This window comes from Singulisphaera sp. GP187, assembly GCF_900129635.1.
GTDB lineage: Bacteria > Planctomycetota > Planctomycetia > Isosphaerales > Isosphaeraceae > Singulisphaera.
In genome coordinates this window covers 6241020-6261784 of record NZ_FSRB01000001.1, presented here as the reverse complement: position 1 = coordinate 6261784, position 20765 = coordinate 6241020, and the positions used below count along the sequence as shown (strand labels likewise).

General features: G+C 64.3%; 10 protein-coding genes and 1 pseudogene. 5 read left to right on the top strand and 6 right to left on the bottom strand.

Features of this window, described 5'->3' with window-relative positions:
* Window positions 1–92 precede the first annotated feature (92 nt).
* Window positions 93–1226, top strand: a complete 1134-nt coding sequence (locus BUS42_RS24490) for a mandelate racemase/muconate lactonizing enzyme family protein (protein ID WP_074310498.1) — start codon at window positions 93–95, stop codon at window positions 1224–1226.
* A gap of 4 nt (window positions 1227–1230) precedes the next feature.
* Here the strand turns inward: BUS42_RS24490 and BUS42_RS43030 are convergent, their stop codons facing one another.
* Both BUS42_RS43030 and BUS42_RS24475 read right to left on the bottom strand, forming a co-directional pair.
* Window positions 1231–2169: an IS630 family transposase gene (locus BUS42_RS43030; protein WP_159452156.1), complete on the bottom strand. Its 939-nt coding sequence runs from the start codon at window positions 2167–2169 to the stop codon at window positions 1231–1233.
* A gap of 423 nt (window positions 2170–2592) precedes the next feature.
* The gene (locus BUS42_RS24475; protein WP_074310496.1) at window positions 2593–3090 is read right to left on the bottom strand and encodes a GNAT family N-acetyltransferase; all 498 of its coding nucleotides are present in this window, start codon (window positions 3088–3090) and stop codon (window positions 2593–2595) included.
* 161 nt (window positions 3091–3251) lie between these two features.
* On the opposite strand from BUS42_RS24475, the pseudogene BUS42_RS24470 reads away from it, so the two are divergent.
* Window positions 3252–4883 (top strand): annotated as a pseudogene (locus BUS42_RS24470) (OFA family MFS transporter).
* A 1-nt stretch (window position 4884) separates the two neighbouring features.
* On the opposite strand, the gene BUS42_RS24465 reads toward BUS42_RS24470, so the two are convergent.
* From BUS42_RS24465 to BUS42_RS24450, 4 genes are all read right to left on the bottom strand, one after another.
* On the bottom strand, window positions 4885–5805 hold the full coding sequence (locus BUS42_RS24465; protein WP_074310492.1) for a molecular chaperone DnaJ: 921 nt from the start codon (window positions 5803–5805) through the stop codon (window positions 4885–4887).
* Window positions 5802–8642: a PAS domain S-box protein gene (locus BUS42_RS24460; protein WP_074310490.1), complete on the bottom strand. Its 2841-nt coding sequence runs from the start codon at window positions 8640–8642 to the stop codon at window positions 5802–5804. The genes BUS42_RS24465 and BUS42_RS24460 overlap by 4 nt, the downstream gene beginning before the upstream one ends.
* Before the next feature lie 235 nt (window positions 8643–8877).
* A complete protein-coding gene (locus BUS42_RS24455) occupies window positions 8878–12861 on the bottom strand; it encodes an LVIVD repeat-containing protein (RefSeq protein WP_074310488.1) in 3984 nt (1327 codons plus the stop codon).
* A 614-nt stretch (window positions 12862–13475) separates the two neighbouring features.
* Window positions 13476–15524 carry a hypothetical protein gene (locus BUS42_RS24450; protein WP_074311426.1) on the bottom strand — a complete coding sequence of 683 codons (2049 nt, stop codon included), beginning with the start codon at window positions 15522–15524 and terminating at the stop codon, window positions 13476–13478.
* A 548-nt stretch (window positions 15525–16072) separates the two neighbouring features.
* Between BUS42_RS24450 and BUS42_RS24445 the strand changes: the two genes are divergently transcribed.
* The 3 genes from BUS42_RS24445 (at window position 16073) to ltrA (ending at window position 20511) form a co-directional block, all read left to right on the top strand.
* A complete protein-coding gene (locus BUS42_RS24445) occupies window positions 16073–18208 on the top strand; it encodes a heme-binding protein (protein ID WP_074310486.1) in 2136 nt (711 codons plus the stop codon).
* A 66-nt stretch (window positions 18209–18274) separates the two neighbouring features.
* Window positions 18275–18664 (top strand): hypothetical protein, encoded by a 390-nt coding sequence (locus BUS42_RS24440; protein WP_074310484.1) that lies wholly within the window; start codon window positions 18275–18277, stop codon window positions 18662–18664.
* A gap of 515 nt (window positions 18665–19179) precedes the next feature.
* Window positions 19180–20511 carry a group II intron reverse transcriptase/maturase gene (ltrA, locus tag BUS42_RS24435; RefSeq protein WP_074308373.1) on the top strand — a complete coding sequence of 444 codons (1332 nt, stop codon included), beginning with the start codon at window positions 19180–19182 and terminating at the stop codon, window positions 20509–20511.
* Window positions 20512–20765: the final 254 nt, after the last annotated feature.

The following is a 20765-nucleotide window of genomic DNA, read 5'->3' as shown; positions in this document are numbered from 1 at the left end:
GTCGCGCCCATCCCCAGTCTGTTCGGAATCAACGATCCCTATGGCTGATGCCGGCGGCGGCATCAGCCATTTTTTCGACGAGGAGAGATGCCTTGAAGATCGTGGCGATCGAGGTCTGCCCGCTGACGGGAGCCACCGTCGACGGCGGCTGGCCGCAGGGGCACGAGCCCCAGGAAAACTTGCATACGCTGCTCATCGTCCGAACCGACGAAGGGCTCAGCGGCTATGGGAGCTGCTTCACGTCGGGAACGCTCGTGACCGGGGCGATCGAACTCCTCTGGCCCTTGCTCCGGGGCGAGTCGGCGGTCGAACCGGAACGGGTCTCCGAGACGCTTCGCCAGGCGAGCTTCTGGCAAGGGCGCGGCGGCGCGGTCGAGCATGCGATCAGCGGCATCGACCTCGCGCTCTGGGACCTGATGGGAAAAGCCTGCTCCCAACCCGTCTCTCGACTCCTCGGGGGCAACTATCGACAAACGATCAAGCCCTATGGCTCGATCCTGTTCGACGAGCCCGAGGCGCTCAGTAAAACCCTCACGAGCGTCGTCGAGCGCGGCTTCAAGGCGATCAAGATGGGCTGGCGCCCGTTCGGCCGCCGCGACCGTGCGTTCGACGAGCGCCTGATCCGAACCGCGCGGAAAACGGTCGGTGATGACGTCGAGCTGATGGTCGACGCCGGGGGCAGCGAACAGTTCTGGCCGCACGGCACGAACTGGGCCCGGAACACGGCATCAATGCTTGCACACTACGGCATTGTCTGGTTCGAGGAGCCGTTACCGCCTGACGACCTCGCCGGCTATATCGAGCTGACCCGGGTCTCTCCGGTTCCGATCGCGGGAGGCGAGGTGCTCACCCGTCGGCAGTCGTTCCAGCCCTGGATCGAGGGCCGCGCCTTCGACATCGTCCAGCCTGACTGCACGAAGAACGGCGGCCTGAGCGAATCGCGCCGCATCGCCTGGTCGGCCTTCGACCACAACATGCTGGTCGTCCCCCACGGCTGGAATACGGCGGTCGGGCTCGCGGCCGACCTCCAGTTCGCCGCGGCCATCCCAGTCGCCCGGTACGTCGAGTACCTGACCCCCTCGGCCTACATCGAGGAAATCGTCGCGGAACCGTTCCAGATCGACGAGGCCGGATACCTGGCGATCCCGAACCGACCGGGGCTCGGAATCGAGCTCGATCCCGACAAGCTGAAGCGATTCTGCCCTCAGCCGATCGTGTTCCGATGAGGTCCTAAGCGGCCGGACGGAATCTTTTTGGAGTTTTTGATGGAAGGTGCTCGCCGTAGTTGGAGAACCCAGTCTCCACGGCGTTCCGCAATTCACAGCGTGTCGGAAAGCTCCGTTGAGGGATCTCCTGATGCTTCACCTGTCGGAACACCGACTCGATCAGGTTCAACTCCGGACTATACGGCGGCAGGTAGTAGAGATAGATTCCCGATGCCGCCAACTCCTGACGGGCCTGTCGGATCACCGCGCTCGTGTGGAAGCTGGCATTGTCCAGTACCACGACACGCGGGCGACTCGACCATGGCAACGCCTTCAAGAATCCAAGCAGGTCATACGAATCCCAGGTCCGCTCGGCCGTGAACACCTCCAGCCGTGGCGTGCGGCCATAGGGCCGATAGGCGGCCATCGCGTTGACCCGGCGCCGTTGCGAAGCCTCGTAGCGGATGAACTTGCGCTGCTTGGGTAACGACCAGCTATAGCCGACCGGCAGGGTGGGAGCGAAGCCGCACTCGTCGAGGAAGTAGAGCGTCAAATCCCCGTTGTCCGCCTTCGCCTTGAGGTTGTCCAGGATGTGGCCGGCTCGCTCCACTTTGACCGGATCCTGCTTATGCTTCAGGGTCCAGGCCGTGCGGTGGTAACTGGCCTGGATTCGCTTGAGGTGGCGGCGGACCTGCTTGGAACCCAGGACGATCCCCTGCTCGGCGAGAGCTTGACTGAGTTGCCGACTGGTCCAGGTTCGCTCCTCGGCAAGCAACCGCCTCAACTCGTCGGCCACCCGGTCGCGATTGGCGAGGTTGGGGGCGGGTCCCGAGCGGAAAGGATACAGCGCCTCGAGGCCGCGGGCGAGGAACGCCCGGAGGACGTCGCGAACGGTCTGGCCACAGACCCCCAGGTGGATGGCAATGCGAGGGGCCGACCAGCCCGCGTCGGAGAGGAGGATCATTTCGACACGATCACGGACCCGCGGCGGAATCGGGTTCCGGCGCAAGGCTTGGAGTTCATCACGGGTTGCGTCGTCAATTGGTGTGCGAATCATACTGAATTATAGGGGGACCGAGTCCACCCGCTTAGACGTCAGCAGGAAAACGATCTGACATTTTGATTCTGTCGCAACGAAACCGGGCCGTTTGTCTGCCCCGGAGGCCGAAATTCGCGGGAGAAACTCGTTCCCACGCTCCGCGGCCCCACCCGCCGGGGAAGACGACGCGGAGCGTCGCGGACGGCATTCCCACGCAGAGCATGGGAACGAGATTCCGGCATTTTTTAAAAGCGCACATCCCTTAACAACAAACAGTCATACTTCTGGGAGCGGCATCATGTATGAACCTCTCCGACCCCCGCGGCAACGGCCGGTAAGCCCCGCGGCTCAGGTGCCGACGATCTGGCTACGGCGCTCGACCAGGATGGTATCGCGCCAGACCCCGTCACGCCGACCGATCCGTTCACGCCGGCCAACCTCGCGGAACCCGGCCCGGGCGACCAGGGCAAGGCTGGCCAGATTCTCGGGAAAGATGGCGCCTTGCAGGGTCCAGATTCCCGCCCGCTCGGACGCGTCGATCAGGGCGCGGAGAAGTGCGGTTCCGACCCCCTGACCCCGGGCGGATGCCGCCACGTAAAGACTGGCCTCGGCAACGCCGGCATAGGCGGGCCGGGTCGAAACCGGGCTCAGGGCTCCCCAGCCGCAGATCGATCCGTCCTCGGAACGGGCCATCAAGCGTCCCCCTGGGAGGCGGGCTCGATCCCATTGATCCCAGCTCGGCGCATCGGTCTCGAAGGTCGCATGGCCTGTGGCGATGCCCTCGAGGTAGATCGCGCGGATCGATTCCCAGTCGGCCTCGGTCATTGTCTCGATGGTCAGTGCCATGGGTCAAGTTCTCCGTCCCGGTCGCACCTGGGGATCCCGGTTCCGAGGAGTGGGTGGCCCGGAACCGTGTTGTCTGGTATATCCCTTGGGGATTCGATGGCTTCCTCTTCTCGACCGATCGGGCACGACGGACCGCCGTGCCAAGGCAGGATTGGTGAACGATGGCTTACTTCCGGTTCCTCGATCGAAGTCGAACGATCGGCCCCCCCGGGTTCAATCGCTGGCTGATCCCTCCCGCCGCCCTTTCGGTTCACCTCTGCATCGGCGAGATCTACGGCTTCAGCGTCTTCAGTAAGCCGCTGACCCGAATCATCGGCATCGAACACTCGATCAAGGGGTCCGACTGGACCATGCCGCAAGTCGGCTGGATCTACTCGATCGCCCTGATCATGCTCGGGCTCTCGGCCGCCGTGCTCGGTCGGTGGGTCGAGCGCGTCGGCCCCCGAAAAACGATGTTCGCCAGTGCCTGCTGCTTCTGTGGCGGACTCTGGCTCTCCAGTCTGGGAGTGGCCCTGCACCACCTCTGGCTGATCTACCTCGGCTACGGCGTGATCGGTGGGATCGGCCTCGGCCTGGGCTACATCGCGCCGGTGTCGACCCTGGTGAAATGGTTCCCCGATCGGCCGGGGATGGCGACCGGAATGGCCATCATGGGCTTCGGCGGCGGGGCACTCGTCGGGGCCCCCCTGGGTGTCGAGCTGATGAACCAGTTCAAGTCGGTCACATCGGTCGGAGTCCAAGAAACGTTCCTCGTGATGGGCGCGATCTATTTCGGGTTCATGATGTTCGGCGTCTTCACGGTCCGCGTGCCTGCGCCGGGCTGGCGACCCGACGGGTTTACGCCCTCTCCAACCTCGAAGAAACTCGTCACCAATGCAAGCGTTTCCGTGGACAAGGCCTGGAAAACGCCGCAGTTCTGGCTGCTCTGGGCGGTGCTCTGCTTGAACGTCACGGCCGGGATCGGCATCCTCGGCCAGGCGTCCCCAATGTGTCAGGATATGTTCGGCGTGACGGAGGCGGCCGGCGGCGGGTTCGCCGGCCTGCTGAGCCTCTTCAACATGGGGGGCCGGTTCTTCTGGTCGTCGGTCTCCGACCTGACGGGACGGAAGTTCATCTACGGCGTTTTCTTCCTCGTCGGGGCAATCCTCTACGGCCTCATCCCGATCACCCAGAAGTACCAGAGTGTCACGCTCTTTGTTCTGGCAACCGCGTCACTCATCTCGATGTATGGCGGCGGGTTCGCGACGATCCCGGCCTACCTCCGCGACCTGTTCGGCACGATGCACCTCGGAGCCATCCACGGGCGCCTGATCACCGCCTGGTCGATGGCCGCCGTCCTCGGCCCACAACTGGTCAACTACCTCTCGGCCTATCAGGTCGAGCGCGGCGTCGCCAAGGCCGAGGCCTACAACTTGACGATGTACCTGATGGTCGGCCTCCTCCTGGCCGGCGCGATCTGCGACCTCCTGATTCGCCCCGTCGCGGAACGGCATCATCATCGAAACGAGCTCGATATCCCCCACGCATCACTCGTCCACGAAACAAATAAAAACTCAGGCAACCCATCATAACATGAGTGCCACAGGTTACACTCATCCCATGATGGCTGGCCAAGCCAAAAACAAAGAAACATGAGCAGCCCCACGCAGAAGACTTCTCCTCTGAAAGTTGCCACGGCCTGGATCCTCGTCGCGATCCCCCTGGGATGGGGCGTCTACCAGAGCGTGGTCAAGTCGCTCCCGCTCTTCCAGACGGCACCTCCCGCGACGGGAGCAAAGGCCGGTCGGCCTTAGCTTAGAGTCCGCGCGACGCGCAGTAGCGCTGAGCGTCCTCGTAGGCGGCTTGCAGGCGGACGAATTCCGCGTGGTCCCCCCCGGTATCGGGGTGAACGGTCTTCGAGCGTGCCCGATAGGCGGACCGAATTCGGTCGCTACTGAACGGGGGCACGACGCCGAGGGTCAGGGCCCATGCGGGGGTCGTGGCCGACTGGCTCGAATCGGCCGTTTCGGCGTCGCGATCGAGGTAGAGGAGGGCGATCGTGTCGCGGAACCCGCCGCCACCGGGGAGTTCGTCGGGGTAGACGAGCCAGCGGGCCAGGCGAAGCTCATCGTCGCCGTCGTCGTCAAGCACCGCGCGCGTGACGTCCGCGCGGCGGAAGGTGTGGTCGAGCCTGCGGGCCAGGAGGTGAGCCAGGGCGTCGCGGGCCGTGGGATGGCCCGAGGAATGGCTCCAGAGCAGGAGCCGAGCGGCCTCGGCAAGCCGTCGGGCGGCGATCCCGAGCTCGCGGCCCAGGTCGGCGACATGGGTGGCCACTTGCCCTCTCCAGAAGCTGGCGACCGTGATCTCGAGCAAGGTCAGCAACTGCTCGGCCGTCGGCGGAATCTCGACGGGGGGAGTCGGCGTGTCCAGACCGAGGCGGCACCGGACCCGGGCCGTAATCCGGCGCACCTGGTCGGCGCTCGGCTGCTGCTTTTCGGGAATCTCGTTCTTGGTCCGAAGGTCGCCGCGAATCGCCTCGACGGCCGCGTTGTAGGCGAATGCCGCCAGCCAGCGGTCCGGGTAGAGGCCCAGGTTCACTTGCCGCCCTTTGCCCCGGCCGATCGAAGCTCGATACCGTCCTTCTCCATGGCTGGCGGGCTGCTCGCTGACGCCGCGAAGCCGATCTCGTTTCCGTTCCGAACCGGACTGATGAGCATGGGATCGCGACTGAGTCATGGGTTGACCGGCTCCTCGGCTTCAAGGCGGGCGACCTGCTGGATCGCCTGCTCGAGCGCCGGGAAGTCGACCGGCTTGGTCAGATGAAGGCAGAACCCCGCGTCACGGCTCTTGCGCACGTCATCCTCCATGCCATAGCCGCTCACGGCGATCCCCTTGACGTCGCGTTGGGCCCGAATCCGCCGCATCAGCTCCAGGCCGCTCCCATCCGGCAGACCGATGTCGCTGACGACGAGGTTGAACGGTTCGTCACGCTCCACCGCCTCGAGGGCCAAGGTGAAGCAGGAGGCCGACGTGACCTGATAGCCTCGGCGACGAAGCAGGCGGCTCATCACCCGGAGCGTATCGGCGTTGTCCTCCACGAGCAGGATGTGCAGCGAAGCAGGAGGCCGACTGGTCTCGATTCGAGGGGCCGGGATCGTGGCGTAGGGCACCGGCACGGTCGCCACGGGCAGGCGAAGCACGAACGTCGCCCCCTGGCCCCGGCCACCGCTCGAGGCGGTCAGGGTCCCGCCGTGCGCCTCCGTCAGGTTCCGACTGATCGCCAGGCCAAGGCCCAGGCCGCCGAATTGCCTCGTGACCTCGTTATCGCCTTGCTCGAACGCGTTGAAGATCTTCGGCAGGGCCTCCGGAGCAATGCCGACTCCGGTGTCCCTGACCTCGACGACCAAGCGCGGGCCGGCCGGTCCATCCACGTCATACGAGTTGATGACGACCATGCCCCCCTTCCGCGTGAACTTCACCGCGTTCTTGATCAGGTTCCAGAAGATCTGCTGGAGCCGGGCCGGGTCGCCGTCGACATGATGAGCGGTGGCCACCAGGTGCATGGAGAGGGCGATCCCGGCGGTGCCGACTTCGTCGCGGCAGATCTCGACCGCTCGTCGGATCAGCTCATGAGCATCGACGATTTCACGCCCCAGGTTCAGCTTGCCCTGGGTAATTCGGGTGATGTCTAGCAAGTCGTCAATCAGCCTGGCCTCCAAAGCAATATTCCGTTTGGTCACTTCCAGCGCCGGGCGGACCGACTCCGGCGTCTCCGGGTCTTCGAGCATCGCCGTCACGCTGACGAGCACCGGGGTGAGCGGTGTCCGGAGCTCGTGGCTCAGCACGGCCATGAACTGATCCCGCGCCCGCGTCCCGGCCTCCGCCGCGTCGCGGGCCGCCCGCAGCTCCCCTTCGGCGCGCTTCAGGTCGTGGATATCCGTCGCCACGCCGAACCAGTTCTCCACCTTCCCTCCGCGATCAATCATCGGTACGACCCGAGCAATGTGCCAGCGAAACTCACCGTCCCGATTCCGAAGGCGATACTCGCACTCATAAGGCTCTCCGGATTGGATGCTGACATCGCGAATCTGCCGCAACCGGACCAGATCCTCCGGGTGAACCACGTTGGGCCAGGATAGGCCGGTCAACAACTCGGGGGCGAACCCCGAGTACTCGCGCCAGCGCCGGTTGAAGAAGATGGTCCGGCCATCGGGATCGTTCACCCACATGAGCTGAAGGACGCCGTCGATCAGGGTGCGATACCGCCGTTCGCTATACCGGAGCGCCGCTTCCGAACGCATCTGTTCGGTAATCTCGGCGGTCATGATGCCGACCCCGAGCACCCGACCGTCGGTGGCACAGACCGGATACCAGTTGCTCAACCAACGGCCGACATAGCCGGGGAGACCCGGCATCTCCCCTTCGTGATAGACGCCGAGCCGGGGAACCCCGGTCTCGATCACTTCGCGAAGCGCTGATTCGTCGATCGCGGCCGCCGCCGACACGATCTCGCCATAGGATCGGCCCAGGTGGACGGATGTCGGCTCGCCGTTGAGCCGGGCCATGGCCTCGTTCAGGCGGACGAACCGCAGGTCGCTGTCGAGCAAGGCCAGGGCGAACGGTGCCCCCGCGACCAGCGCCTCGAGCTGCGCGAGCGTCTCCGACAGGCGCTCGCGAGAATGCCGGAGCTCTTCCTCGGCCCGCCTCCGCTCGCTGATATCGCGGAGGATGCTCAGCAGGAGCCGCTCGCCCGCGATCTCGGCGCCTCGAGAGCTGACCTCCACGGGGAATGTACTGCCATCCTTGCGGCGGTGGACGGTCTCGAAGGTGACCCCTTGAACGTCGGCCTGGGCCATCTGGTCGGGGACGAATGCGACCGTCTCCGAGTCGCGCAACTCGAGAATCGACATGCGTAGCAGGGTGTCCCGATCGTAGCCGTAGGCGGCAATGGCCGCGTCGTTGGCCTCGACGATTCGGCCGTCGGTTCGGACGAACAGGACAATGTCACGCGCATGCTGCGAGAGCAGCCGATACCGATCGAGCAGCCGCTCGGCACTCCGGCGATCGGCGACATCCCGGCGCAGCGTGATCTCGGTCATGACCGAGCAGGCCAGGTCGGTCAGCGCCGCGACCTCGTCCTCGGTCCACTCCCTCGGTTCGCGGTCGATGGCGCAGATCGCGCCAAGGACCAGGCCGTCGGTCGTGGTCAGGGGGACGCCCAGGTAGGCCACCACCCCGAGCTCGTCAATCGCCGGGTTGTCCCGGACCAGCGGGTGCGTGCGGGCATTCCCGACGATCAGCGGCTCGGACGAAGCGACGACGTGGCGGCAAAAGGAGTGAGTCAGCGGGGTCTCCCGCGCCGTGGCCCACGGTTCCGGCAGACCCAGACAACTCTTGAAGTATTGTCGACGGTCGTCCACGAGCGAAATCAACGCGATCGGGACTTTGAGAAACCGCGCCACCAGTCGCGTCAGCCGATCGAACGAAAGCTCGGCCGGACTGTCGAGAAGTCCGGTCTCTCGGAGCGAGGCGAGCCGTGCAGAGGCTTGGACTGAGCCGTCGGAATCGATCATTTGTCGGTGAACCGGTCCTCTCGCAGCCCCTTTTACGACGCCAATCAAGGCGTCCCCAGCCTGCGCGGGTCTTGGTCTCACGAGGGATGTCCGGTCTGCCCGCGCGGTCGTTGTTGGGGCGGCGCTCGATCGGAGGCCACGTCGCCTCTTATATCTCAACGATACAGAGGCGCGCCGGCTGCTGGCAACCCATCGGCTTACCGCCGAAGCTGGGATCGCCGTCCATCAAGGTCAACTAACGTCCCGGTGGTCTTGGCCCGACGAAACGATACAAGGGGTCGCGAGGGTCGTCGCTGACCTTCCAGACCTGCGGGCCACGCAGGTAAAGTTGCTGTTGTTCGAGCAGGTTGAACGGACGCGCTCCGATCCGTCCGAAGACGCCGATCTGGTTGCCGCTCTCGTCAACCGCCCGGTCGCGATCGAGGCCCTCCGAAATCGCCAGGGCATGGCCCCCCTTGGGCACCTTGTGAGTCGCAATCAGTTTCGGGGTCGGGCGCGGGCTGAACCCCATGTTGCCCGGCGTCTCCGGGGAGCTCAACTGGACGATCCGCAGGCCGTTGATCCCGTCGGCCAAGTAGGCGAACTCACTGCTGTACGTGATCCCGAGCTTCACGTCGTGCAGGTCGTTGATGCAGCCGTTGGCATTATAGACCTGGTCAATCCGCGGCCGTTCCGGATTCTCGACGTCAAGGATGACCAACCCTTGCTTGCCGGCGGCGACATAGGCATAGGTCCGCGCCACGTAGATCTTGTGGGCTTCGTGGAGCTCGAGCTCCGCGACCGGCCGAGGGATGGCAAGATCGGTCACATCAAAAACCTTGACCCCATGCGCGTCGCAGACGAACGCGTAGCGGAACTGCACCTGCACCGACGTCGGCTGCGCCAGCAAGGGGGCTTGCACGACCGACGTCACCCGCGGGTGCTTGGGATCGTCGAGCGACACGACCACCAGGCCAGCGTCGCAGCAGACATACGCATAGGTGCCCGCGATCGCCAAACTCTTCGCCCCGCGCAGCAGGCCCCCGGGGTTGAAGGTCACCTCCCGGCCAAGGAAATTGTTCGACGGGTTGCCGTCCAGGAGGGTACCGGCCGGAACGGTGATCAAACCTTCCTCACGGTCGGCGACGAAGAGATACCCATAGATCGGATGCACCGCCTGTTCCCGATTCTCCGGGCGGTGGGTCCGCGTCGGGTCCGGGGCAGGGGTCGCCGGCGCGGCGACGGCCGTGGCGTACTTGGTCCGGACGAAGAACCGCTGGCCGATCGGCGAGACCGGAGCGCTCGTGATCCGCTCGGAAAAGCCCTTGTGGTCGATGAACGAGATGTCGAAGACCCGCAAGCCATTCTCGCCGCAGGCCGCGTACAGATATTCGCCACGAGCCTGGATGTCGAGCACCTCCGCCTTCCGGCGCTTGAGCGAAACCGTCTCACCGACGTCGGTCGGCGCGTGCTCATGAGCATGCTCGAGCGTTCCTCCCCGCTCCTCGTGCTCCTGAAACGACTCGGGGAAGGCGAGCTTGTGGAGCGAGCTCCCCATGACCGCTTGGGGCTCATCGCGCTCGGTCACCACCACGCCTTCGAACCCGTGCTCGCCAGCCGCCACCCAGCAGTACCGACCGATGAAGTTGACGTAGTTCGTCCCCTGCATCAACAACTGCGCCACGATCGCGTTGTTGTCGTTGTCGCGGGACAGGTGACAGTCCGTGCATTGCTTGGTGTCGTTGCGCCCGGCGCGATAGGCCTCGGGTGAGACAGGGCGGCCCTTGTCCGGCCCTTTTTCGATCAAGGTGGGACCGCCGCGAACCGTGTGCGGAACGTTGGAGCTGAAGGCGACGCCGCTGAGTCCCTCGGCCGAGATCGTCTGCTGCTGGACGTAGATCGACTCGCGGTTCGCGTTGTACGACCCGACGTGAATCGCACACGACGACCGCGCGGGGCCAATCTTGTTGCCGGTCACGTCGCCATCGCGGGCGAGCATGTACACGTCATCACGAAGCGTCTGAAAATTATAAGAAACGTAGTTGCGTGAAATGTCCCCTTCGTTGTGCAGCGCCGGCATCTTCTTGTTCGCCTTCTGCGGCAGATGACAGCCGAAGCAGCTCGGGTTCCACGACGAGTGGCAGGCAATGCAGCTCATATTTTTGTTCGAGTGGGCGCACTTCTGGCTGTTCAAGCCGGGGGGCGTTCCCCACTCCATCTGGCCGGCGTCGTTGAACCGGACCGTCTTGGCCAGGTGCGACTTCTCGTTGTAGTGGTCGCTCGCCGGGTTGATCGTGTCGGCGGTCTGGACCACCTCCCACGCCAGGTTTTTCTCGACCATCGAGTTCTGAAAGAGCTTGTTCCCGCGGCGCTCGAACCGGCGCTTGCCGGACGGGGTCCGCAACGTCGCCAGGTCGCGGCCGTTGGGCCCGGACGTATACGCGGCCGGCCCCGAGGTCAGGAGGGTGGCCTTCTCATCGGACGAGCCGTGGCAATCAATGCACTGGATCTCGACGGCCGCGCGGACCTCCTGCTGGAGTCGCGTGTTGCCATGAACATCCTGCGAGAAGTGGCAATCGACGCAGTGCATCCCCTTCTCGAGGTGGACGTCGAGCAAGTGGACGGGGAGCCCGTCGCGATTCACCGGCGGCGGCGGAGCCTGGCTCCCCTCGCGGACCCGGTTCTGCTCCTTCAGCGCTTCGGGCAGGCCGATCGCCGCCATGAGCTGTTCGGTGGTCGGCTCACCCACCAGCCGCCCTTCATGGTCGAGCGCGTTCCCCTTGCGATCCTTTTTAAAGACGGCGCGGAAGACCCAGCCGTGCCCGTGGAAGTCGGCGAACTGGGTCTTCTTGGCTTTCGGGTTCAGCTCGGCGACCCGCTCGAGGAACCGCGGGTTCGACCAGAGCCCGCGTGCCGCGGCCTCGTCGGGGTTCGAAAGCTGGGACTGGGTGAACTCCTCGGCGGTCGGCTCGTGCTGATGCGCGGGGTACATCAGCTCACCGTCGGTCTCCTCGTCCCACCAGGTGTACCCCAGGTAGCTGTTCATGACGCTGGTGCCGGGGTGGACGTGGCAGACGATGCACTGGCTCGACGGCATCCCCGAGGTGAACCGGTGCTCGATCGGATGCCCTTGCTCGTTCTTCGGAATCGTCGGGTCGGGGTTCCGCGTGAGCCCAAGGTTACCGGCCGCCGCGTAAGGCCCGGAATGCACGGGCGAGCGATCGTTGGCGTAAACGACGTGGCAGGCGGTGCAGCCGCTCGAGCGATAGTCGCCTGGGTGATCGTTCGTCCCGAGGAAGTTGAGGGTCGGGTCGAGGAGCCGTGTCTTGGTCAGGCCCACGAAGGTGGGGTCGGTCCGGTTCCGGGTGCCCAGGCCGCGGGCACTCAGACGGGCGCGAGGCCGGCCTGGTTCTTCGAACGGGTCGGGCAGGCCGACCTCGGCCGGGCTCCGGCCTCCTCGTTCGAAGATGCGGAGGACGTTGCCGGGCTGGCTCACCTCGAAGTGGGGCAGGGGGTCGAGGAACGGGACAACGCCCTTGACCCGCATTTCCCACTCGCTGGGGGGAGGCACGGTTTGAAGCCGCTGCGGGGCGCCGTTCATGCTGTAGCTTTCGCCGTAGCGCCCTTGCTTCAACGGGATCGAGCCATTGTTGTAGAGGGCCGCCTCCCAGAGCATGGCCCCATGGGTCATCATGCTCATCCGGTTCTGGAGGACTTCCTTGGGATGGCAGCTCGTCGTACCGCAGCTCATATGGGCGATCCGGAGGTCGCCCGGATTGATGAAGCGGATGAAGTCGGGTGACTCGTGATTCAAGAGCGTGTAGGTGCGAACCGGATTGGCCGACGTCGCCCAGGCTCCCGGCTGGCGGGGCAAGATGTGGGCGCGGTGCTTATCGCCGGTCGTCGGGTCGCCGCCATGGCAATCGACACACCCCAGCTTGACCGTCTCACGCTCGTGAGGGTCGTGGGCCGTATGATGACACTGCAAACAGCCCGTGCTCTTGCCCATCGCCATCGCGTCGGTCTGCTTCGACAGGTCGATGCCTTGCAGTTCGGGAGGCACGGGGTAAGCGACCACGTCGACACCGCGTGCGATGGCCCGAGGAGCCCCAGGTCCACGCCGAGCCGCAGCTTCCGGAGGGCCCCCGAGCGAGGAGAGGCAGACGCCCGCGAGCAGTGCGGCAGCCAGCCCCAAGGCAAAGATCGGGGGAACTCGAAGCGCATGCGCGGCGGGGGGCATGGTGTCGCCGACCTCCGTGTCAACGAATGGATCCCTCACGACGCGAAAAAAAAGTTCATCGCGCACCGGGGGCGTGCCGGAACCATACCCGCGACCGCGAAATCGGTCAAGCGCAACCGCCTCTTATGAGAAAGAGTCTCTTACATGTTGGGCCCGGAGGTCGAAACCAAACCCACCTCAATTGAGCTGGGACACCAGGTCAAATCCCGGTCCCACACACATAAGTCTTGTAGGGTCCGCGATTGCGGAGACGGTAGCAAGAATACCGGGATCTCGTTCCCACGCTCTGCGTGGGAATGCCGTCTGCGACGCTCCGCGTCGTCTTGTCTTCCTCGGCGGGTGGGGCCGCAGAGCGGCCAAGACGGCATTCCCACGCGGAGCGTGGGAACGAGTTTCTCCTCTTCGATAGCCGCGTCCTTGGACATGGCGTCCGCGATGAAAACCGATGCCGAACAGCCCGCAATCGCGAACAATATTCATGCCCACATATTAAAGCAACCAGCCGCGTAAGTCTGAGACTCAAGAATGCGGGCGGGACGCCCGCGGTCCCAGGGAAAACGCAATCCGAAAACACCCTTCGACAAGCCAACCAATTCCACTGAGCTACGTTCAAACTAATAAACAAAATTCGCAAACAAGAAGCTGCCCACAAGCGGCTGAACGCGGTCGTTGGAGTTGTTGTAGAGGTCGCGGAACCCCTGGCCGGGGATCAGGCCCGAGACGCCCATCACGATGCTGACGTTCTCGGAGAGGAGCGGGCGGTAGTCGAAGCCAACGCTCAGGTCGGTGCCGATGTAACGGTCGATCTTGCCTTGAAAGAGGAATTGTTCGAGGACGTTGGTCTGATCGAACCAGAGAAAGTTGATGTTGTTGATCATCTTGAGCTTGGGGGTAAGGTCAAAGTCAGCGCCCAGGGTCGGCAGCAACAGGCCGGGGTTCACGAAGTTCGATTGGCCCTGGAACTTGCTGGAACGGAGGTCGGGGACCAGGCTGAGCCGCTGAACCAGGTTGACGCCGAAGAGCGGAACCTGCTGCCGATTCCAGTAGCTGAACGGGCCGCCTGCAAAGTTCGGGCCGTCGAGGATCGTGTCGAAGCCCGTGGCGTGGCTGTTATTGATGTTGTGATCGCCCGAGGCCCAGAAGAACGAGGCGCGGAACCGAGCCCAGTCTCGGTCGTATGAACCTTCAATGGCAAACATCTGAGCATTGATCGTCTGCGCCTGGTTGGCCAGCGGATTGAGCGTATCGCGGCCCAGCGCCCAGTAGAACTGATGCGTCAGATTGAACCGGCCGACGTGGCCGTCACCGGCCCAGCCCAGGTAGGCGACGTCGATCTGGTGGGGCCGGGCGATCCCGACCGGGTCGGGACGAACCAGGAATCGGTTCTTATCGAACTTAAACGATCGCGGATCGTTGTTGTACGCCACACTGAGCTGAGCCGTGTAGCCGGGGACCAAGAAATCCTGGCGGTAGTAGTTGGCAAACACCAAGTTCTGGCGGCGGTCGCTGAACGAGTTCAACTGGCTGTTCGTGTCCTTCTCCCACTGGCGGAAGTAGGCGAGGTTCCACTGATCCCGGTTCGCGTTGCGAGTGCCGAAAAAGCGGATCGCGCGATTCACGTCGTTGAACAGGAAGCCGCGGAAATCGTTATTGAACGGCTGCGTCCCCGCTCGAACCGAAACGAAGTCGTAGTCCGGCCCCACGTCAGCCAGCTTGGTCTCGAAGAAGGCTTCCTGAAGCGCCCAGAATGTGCGAGTTCTCGAGGTCCCCTGCAGTACGTTCGGGCTGACGATCGCGAGTTCCTCAACCGAGAGGTTGTTGAGGTTGAAGATCGGCATCACCCGGAACTTCCAGTCGAGCGGTTTGAAGGCGGCATCGCCGTGGCTCAGGTCGAACGCGAGCACGAAGAAGTTCGAGGTGAAGTACTGATTCGGCCGACCGAAGAAGTTCTGCTGGTTCGGGCGGGCCGTGCTCTCGAACGGGGTGGTGGCCGTCGGGACCTGGCGAAATTCCTGGAACGTGAACAACTGCGCGGTGAGGTCAAGGAACGTGTGCTGACCGAGGATCGGGTAATCCCCTTTCAGGACGTTCTGATTGAACGGGTCGCGGAGCCGTCCCGGCATAAACGGGTAGTCATCATTAACGGGGTGTCCCTTGCCATAGCGATCCCACTCGGGAAACCCGAGCCGCCAACGGTCCTCGACCGGAAGGAAGTGCCCGTCTTGCGGCCCTTCCGTCGGCAAGATCCCGGACGGACCGGTAAAGCCGAGCGACGGATCGACCGCGGTGGCCGTAATCGGCGCATCGGCCTCGGGGGGCAGGGCCGGCGGAGGGGGAGGGACCGGATCGATCGGCCGGTCCAACATCCGAGGCGCAAGGCGTGGCAGCGAGCCGATCGGCTCCGCAGCCCCGGCCGCCTCAGCGCTTCGAGAGGATCCCTCGAGAATCGGCGGTGGAAGCACGACGGAGTCCGAGCCTCGCGAATCGAGGGCGGTCGGCGCGCCCGGGGCGGGTCGTGGTGGGGGCGACGCGGCCACGGGATCGGGAGGCAACGGCGGCGAGTCCGTGTTGCCGGGCCGGTCGGACGCCACGCAGATCCCGGTCAAGACAAGCCCGGTGAGCCCACCGCGAAACAGGAATCGCGCCAGGTCTGCCAGGGTCATGCAATCGGCTCCGCTGACCGGGAATGAAAGAAAACTTGATTGAGGGGAATCCAGCTTGCCCAGCCGTATCTCCTTCACCCGTGGGGCGAATCGCGTTTGATCCGCTCGAAGGGAGATTCGGAACGCGTCGTGAAACGCGATCCCTTTAAGTGGCGCCAGGCCGTTGGGTCGCAAGCTTATATCGAACCGACGCATATCGATCTTGAGCATTATTCTGATTTTACGCTTTACGCCATTTGCCCCGCTTAAACCAAATCGAATCCGAATGCCTGTGATCCCAACCACCCGCCTCGATCGACCGCCCTCTTTTCCATCATTTCCAGAAAGGTCATTAAAATCAGTCACTCGATTTGGCCGAAAGAACGGGTGAGTCACCCTCGTCCGGGAGAGCGCATGGCGTATTGATTCGCTTTTGATCGGTTCCGGCCGCGTACCGACGCGGCACGAGCGATCTCGGATCGGTCCGCTCGCTTTTCGTGACGGGGGCGGAGGAGTTTGATCGTCGAACGCCTCGGCCTTTCCCCGCGGATGCCCCGGAGATGGACGTAATGCGTTGGCTCGATTTCCGAGGCCATCGAACGCCAGGCCGCGAGGTCTCCCGACGTGGGGAGAAGAGTCGGCGCCCCGAAATCGAGGGGCTCGAGACCCGAGCGCTGCTGGCGGCCAGTGCCGGCACCGGCGCCATCTCGGCCCAGGCGGCTTCGACGCTCCTGACGACCCAGGATGTCGAGACGCTACTCCAGCGCGCCGCGGGAGCGACGGCCAGTAACGACGGGATCATCGCCGTGGTCGATCGCGAAGGGAACATCCTCGGCGTTCGCCTCGAGAGCAACGTCTCGACCGCGATCACCGGCAACACCGAAAATAAGGTCTTCGCCATCGATGGCGCGATCGCCAAGGCGCGGACCGGGGCCTTTTTCGCGAATAGCCAGGCCCCATTGACCTCGCGGACGATCCAGAACATCTCGCAGTCGACGATGACCCAGCGCGAGATCGAGTCGAACCCCGATATCCCCGATCCCAACTCGACCTTGCGGGGTCCCGGCTTCGTGGCGCCGATCGGCAAGAAGGGGCACTTCCCAGCGCGGGTCATGTACACCCCGCAGGTCGACCTGTTCCAGATCGAGCACACCAACCGCGACAGCATCGTCAGCCCGGGGCCCGACCATATCCGCGGGACGCCCGACGACATCAAGCTCGCGAGCCGGTTCAACGCCGACCCGAACTTCATTCCGGCCGGTCAGGAGATCAACGCGCCGGAGTCGTACGGCTTCGTCACGGGGACCTTGCCCAGCGCCCAGTCGCGCGGAATCGCCACGCTGCCCGGGGGCATCCCGCTCTATAAGAACGGCACGCTGGTCGGCGGGATCGGGGTCTTCTATCCCGGCCAAACCGGCTACGCCACCGCGGAGAACTCGTCGCTCAACGACGCCGGCTTCTTCGACCCGACCAAGCCCGACCGATCGCTCGAGGCCGAGTACGCCGCCTTCGTCGCGGCGGGGGGCAGCAAGGCCGCGGGAGTCTCGTTCAACAACCCGCGAGTCAACAAGAAGCTCGGGCTCCCCGCCTTCCCCGCCGGGGAGAACTTCGACCTTCCGTTCGGACGGATCGACCTGGTCGGGATCACCCTCGACATCTTCGGCGGTCACGGCCGGCAGGGGCCCCGCAACCTCGTCGACAACGGCCGCACGCTCGGAATCGGCGACCCCAACAGTGGCACCAACCAACCGGTGAACACCGCCGGCGCCACGCTCCTGCCCGGGTCGCCGGTTCCCGACGGCTGGCTCGTCCTGCCTCACGCCAGCGCGGACGGGACGCTGACGGCCGACGACGTCACCGCGATGATCAATCGGGGGATCGCCGAGGCCAAGCACGTCCGCGCGGCGATCCGCCTCCCTCTGAACAGCCAGACCCGAATGGTCTTCGCCGTGACGGATAAGACGGGGGAAGTCCTCGGCCTGTACCGGATGCCCGACGCTACCGTCTTCTCGATCGACGTCGCGGTCGCCAAGGCGAGGAACGTGGCCTATTACGCCAACCCCAACGAGCTCCAGCCAATCGACCAGGTCGCGAACGTCCCCAAGGGGGTGGCGATGACCAACCGGACCTTCCGGTACCTGGCCGAGCCCCGGTTCCCGGAAGGGATCGACGGCAATCCCCCGGGCCCGTTCTCGATCCTCAACGACGTCGGCATCCGCAACGACGGCCCGGCATTGACCCCCTCCGCGTTCCAGAGCGTCCAGGGGTTCGACTCATTCAACCCGCAGTCGAACTTCCACGACCCGTTCAACGTCGCCAACCAGAACGGCATCGTGTTCTTCCCCGGCAGCGCTCCGGTCTACAACACGGTCGCCGGCAGTAGCACCCGACAACTCGTCGGTGGCCTCGGAGTCAGCGGTGATGGCGTCGATCAGGACGACGATGTCACCTACGAGGCCGCGAAGGGCTTCACACCCCCGAGCAACGTGCTGAGCGCCGACCAGGTCTTCGTCCGCGGCGTCCGGCTCCCCTACCAGAAGTTCAACCGCAACCCGCACCTCGGGATCGGCGAACCGCCTTCGACCCCGATGACACCCCAGCCGATCCTGCCAGGGGGTCAAACTGGCCTGACTCCTCAGGACGTCCAGCGGCTCCAAAAATTCAATCGGCAAGCCCGACAAGCCGCGCGGAAAGCCGGGCCTTGACGCGACGTTGGAATCGGATGATGTCGGGTGGGACAAGTCGCCCAAGAGCGACGGAGGATCAAGACGATGCCGCGAGTGAGTTGTCGAGCCTGGCTGTTGGCGCTATTCCTCGTGGCGGGACCAACCGCCTTCGCCGGCTCGTTCTTCCATCCCCCGGAAGCCACGCCGCCGCCCGGCCCGCCGCGTGCCATCGAGCACACCCACCATCGCGCCGGCCATCCGACCCGCGTCGCCGACCACGCCAAGGCCACGAACGGCCCGAGCTACGTCGGCTATTACGTCGGCGGCGGATCCGCCCACGGCGGTTGCTCGCGACGCGTTGAAGAGGGGACCTGGGGCTGGGACTACGAGGGGATCCACTTGCCCCGCCGCGTCTGGCTCTCCTGGAGCCACGGCCGCTGCTCCCAAGGGGGCACCGGCGCGTACAAGACCGATGGCCCCCACCTCGGGCATTGACCCATACCAAAGGCCAGACGACGCGGAGCGTCGAGGAGTGCGCCTGTAATTGCATTGAATCCGCAGGGTGTGAGTTCCTGCCGAAGTGTTCTGGCACTTCGTAACCGAGGGTAACTGCGTCGCCGCGAGGCGGGGTGGGAAGCAACCGTAGGTGAACGATCAGTCCGTAACGCAAGTAAACTCGATTCGGCCGACTGTCGTGGCGAGCCTGCTCCTCGATGGCGAAGCCCAATTGACGCATGGCCCCTCAGAAAGGGCGTCCACAGTGATGTGGTCCGGTAAGACCGACGCACAAAACCCCAGAATGGCGTCGGGACGACAGTAGGTTGTTGGAGACGGAATGATCGGAAGGTTCGATGACGAAACACAGGGAGACCTGGACCTCGCCAAAGCCGGTGTTCATTGTCCCTGATAAGGATACGAAGAGCCGGGGGTCCAGGAGTCAGAGCACCCATAGTAGCGCAGAAGCCGGGTAACTCCGGTGGAGCGAAGGGGTGCAGGGAGGTGGAGACGCGATGTCCGATGCGAAGGAATTCCCACTGGAGGCAGTGCCCGCGAGGGCTAGGCGCGCCAGAGAGATCCCGATCCCATGGGTCTGGGTCGAACCGACGGTCTGGACGGAGCGGATGTTGACGGCCCTCATCGAGGGGGTCAAAGGTGGAGTCTGGTATAGCCTGATGGACAAGGTCCACCCGCAACGCGCCCTGTATACGGCCTACTCTCGAGTCGCCGCCAACGAGGGTGCCGCGGGCGTGGACCACGTGACCGTGACGATGTTCGAGGACCGCCTGGAAGAGAACCTGAAGGATCTCAGCGACGCCCTGCGTACGGGAACCTACCGTCCGCAAGCGATCCGCCGACACTGGATTCCCAAACCAGGAAACCAGGAGAAGCGTCCGCTCGGGATTCCCACCGTCCGCGACCGGGTGGTCCAGACGGCACTCCGGCAGGTGTTGGAACCGATCTTCGAGCGTGACTTCGCCGCGCACAGCTACGGCTTTCGCCCCGGCAGGGGATGCAAGGACGCGCTGCGGCGGGTGGACGAGCTGCTTAAAGGCGGATTCACACATGTGGTAGATGCCGACTTGAAGAGCGATTTCGACACGATCCCCCACGACCGCCTGCTGGCGCTGGTCGCCAAGAAGGTAGCGGACGGGAAGGTGCTGAATTTGATCGACGCGTTCCTGCACCAGGGCGTCCTCGACGACCTGGAGGTATCGACGCCCGAACAGGGGACGCCGCAGGGTGCGGTGATCAGCCCGCTGTTGAGCAACATCTACCTTGATCCGCTCGACCACCTGATGGCCGAATCGGGTTTCGAGATGGTGCGCTACGCGGACGACGTCGTGATCCTGTGTCGAAGCTCGGAGGAAGCGGCCCAAGCGATGGCGGTGGTGCAGGAGTGGACGGCCTCGGCCGGCCTGACCCTGCATCCCACCAAGACGCGGATCATCGCCGTCAGGACCGAAAGCTTCGACTTCCTGGGCTACCGGTTTGAGGACGGCACACGCCGCCCGCGACCGAAGAGCCTGGACAAGTTCAAGGAGACGGTCCGGACGAAGACCTCGCGTACGACCGGGGGCAGCCTCTCCGCGATCATCGCTAGCCTCAACCCAACGCTTCGTGGCTGGTTTGAATACTTCAAGCACAGCCACAAGTGGACGTTTGAACGACTCGACGGCTGGATCCGCATGCGTCTGCGGAGTCTGCTCCGTAAACGGATGAAGAAACGAGGCCGCGGTCGTGGCACCGACCATCAACGTTGGCCCAACGCCTTCTTTGCCGACCATGGACTTTTCAGCTTGGAACGAGCCCATGAGTTAGCCAGTCAATCCTCTTTGAGGTAAAACCACCAACGGGAAAGCCGTATGCGGGAGATCCGCCCGTACGGTTTGGAGGGAGGGGGAGCGTAATCCGCTCTCCCTACCCCTATCGGCATTCCCACGGAGGACCGCTATGCATTACCCACAAGTGGGGGGTCTGGCCCGGTGTCCAGCGAGGGTGATCGGCGCAAGTGCTTGAGAGTCCTCCAGTTGTGGCATCCAGCTCGGGCCACAGCCCCCTTCCGTAACCTCCGGATTGCTAACGACTTACGACTTGT

What these genes read in the sequence shown, in the direction of transcription:
- BUS42_RS24445 (WP_074310486.1), top strand. Translation starts at nt 16,073, where the DNA reads ATGCGTTGGCTCGATTTCCGAGGCCATCGAACGCCAGGCCGCGAGGTC.
- BUS42_RS24440 (WP_074310484.1), top strand. Translation starts at nt 18,275, where the DNA reads ATGCCGCGAGTGAGTTGTCGAGCCTGGCTGTTGGCGCTATTCCTCGTG.
- BUS42_RS24455 (WP_074310488.1), bottom strand. Translation starts at nt 12,861, where the DNA reads ATGCCCCCCGCCGCGCATGCGCTTCGAGTTCCCCCGATCTTTGCCTTG.
- BUS42_RS24460 (WP_074310490.1), bottom strand. Translation starts at nt 8,642, where the DNA reads ATGATCGATTCCGACGGCTCAGTCCAAGCCTCTGCACGGCTCGCCTCG.
- BUS42_RS43030 (WP_159452156.1), bottom strand. Translation starts at nt 2,169, where the DNA reads ATGATCCTCCTCTCCGACGCGGGCTGGTCGGCCCCTCGCATTGCCATC.
- BUS42_RS24465 (WP_074310492.1), bottom strand. Translation starts at nt 5,805, where the DNA reads ATGACTCAGTCGCGATCCCATGCTCATCAGTCCGGTTCGGAACGGAAA.
- ltrA (WP_074308373.1), top strand. Translation starts at nt 19,180, where the DNA reads ATGTCCGATGCGAAGGAATTCCCACTGGAGGCAGTGCCCGCGAGGGCT.
- BUS42_RS24475 (WP_074310496.1), bottom strand. Translation starts at nt 3,090, where the DNA reads ATGGCACTGACCATCGAGACAATGACCGAGGCCGACTGGGAATCGATC.
- BUS42_RS24450 (WP_074311426.1), bottom strand. Translation starts at nt 15,524, where the DNA reads ATGACCCTGGCAGACCTGGCGCGATTCCTGTTTCGCGGTGGGCTCACC.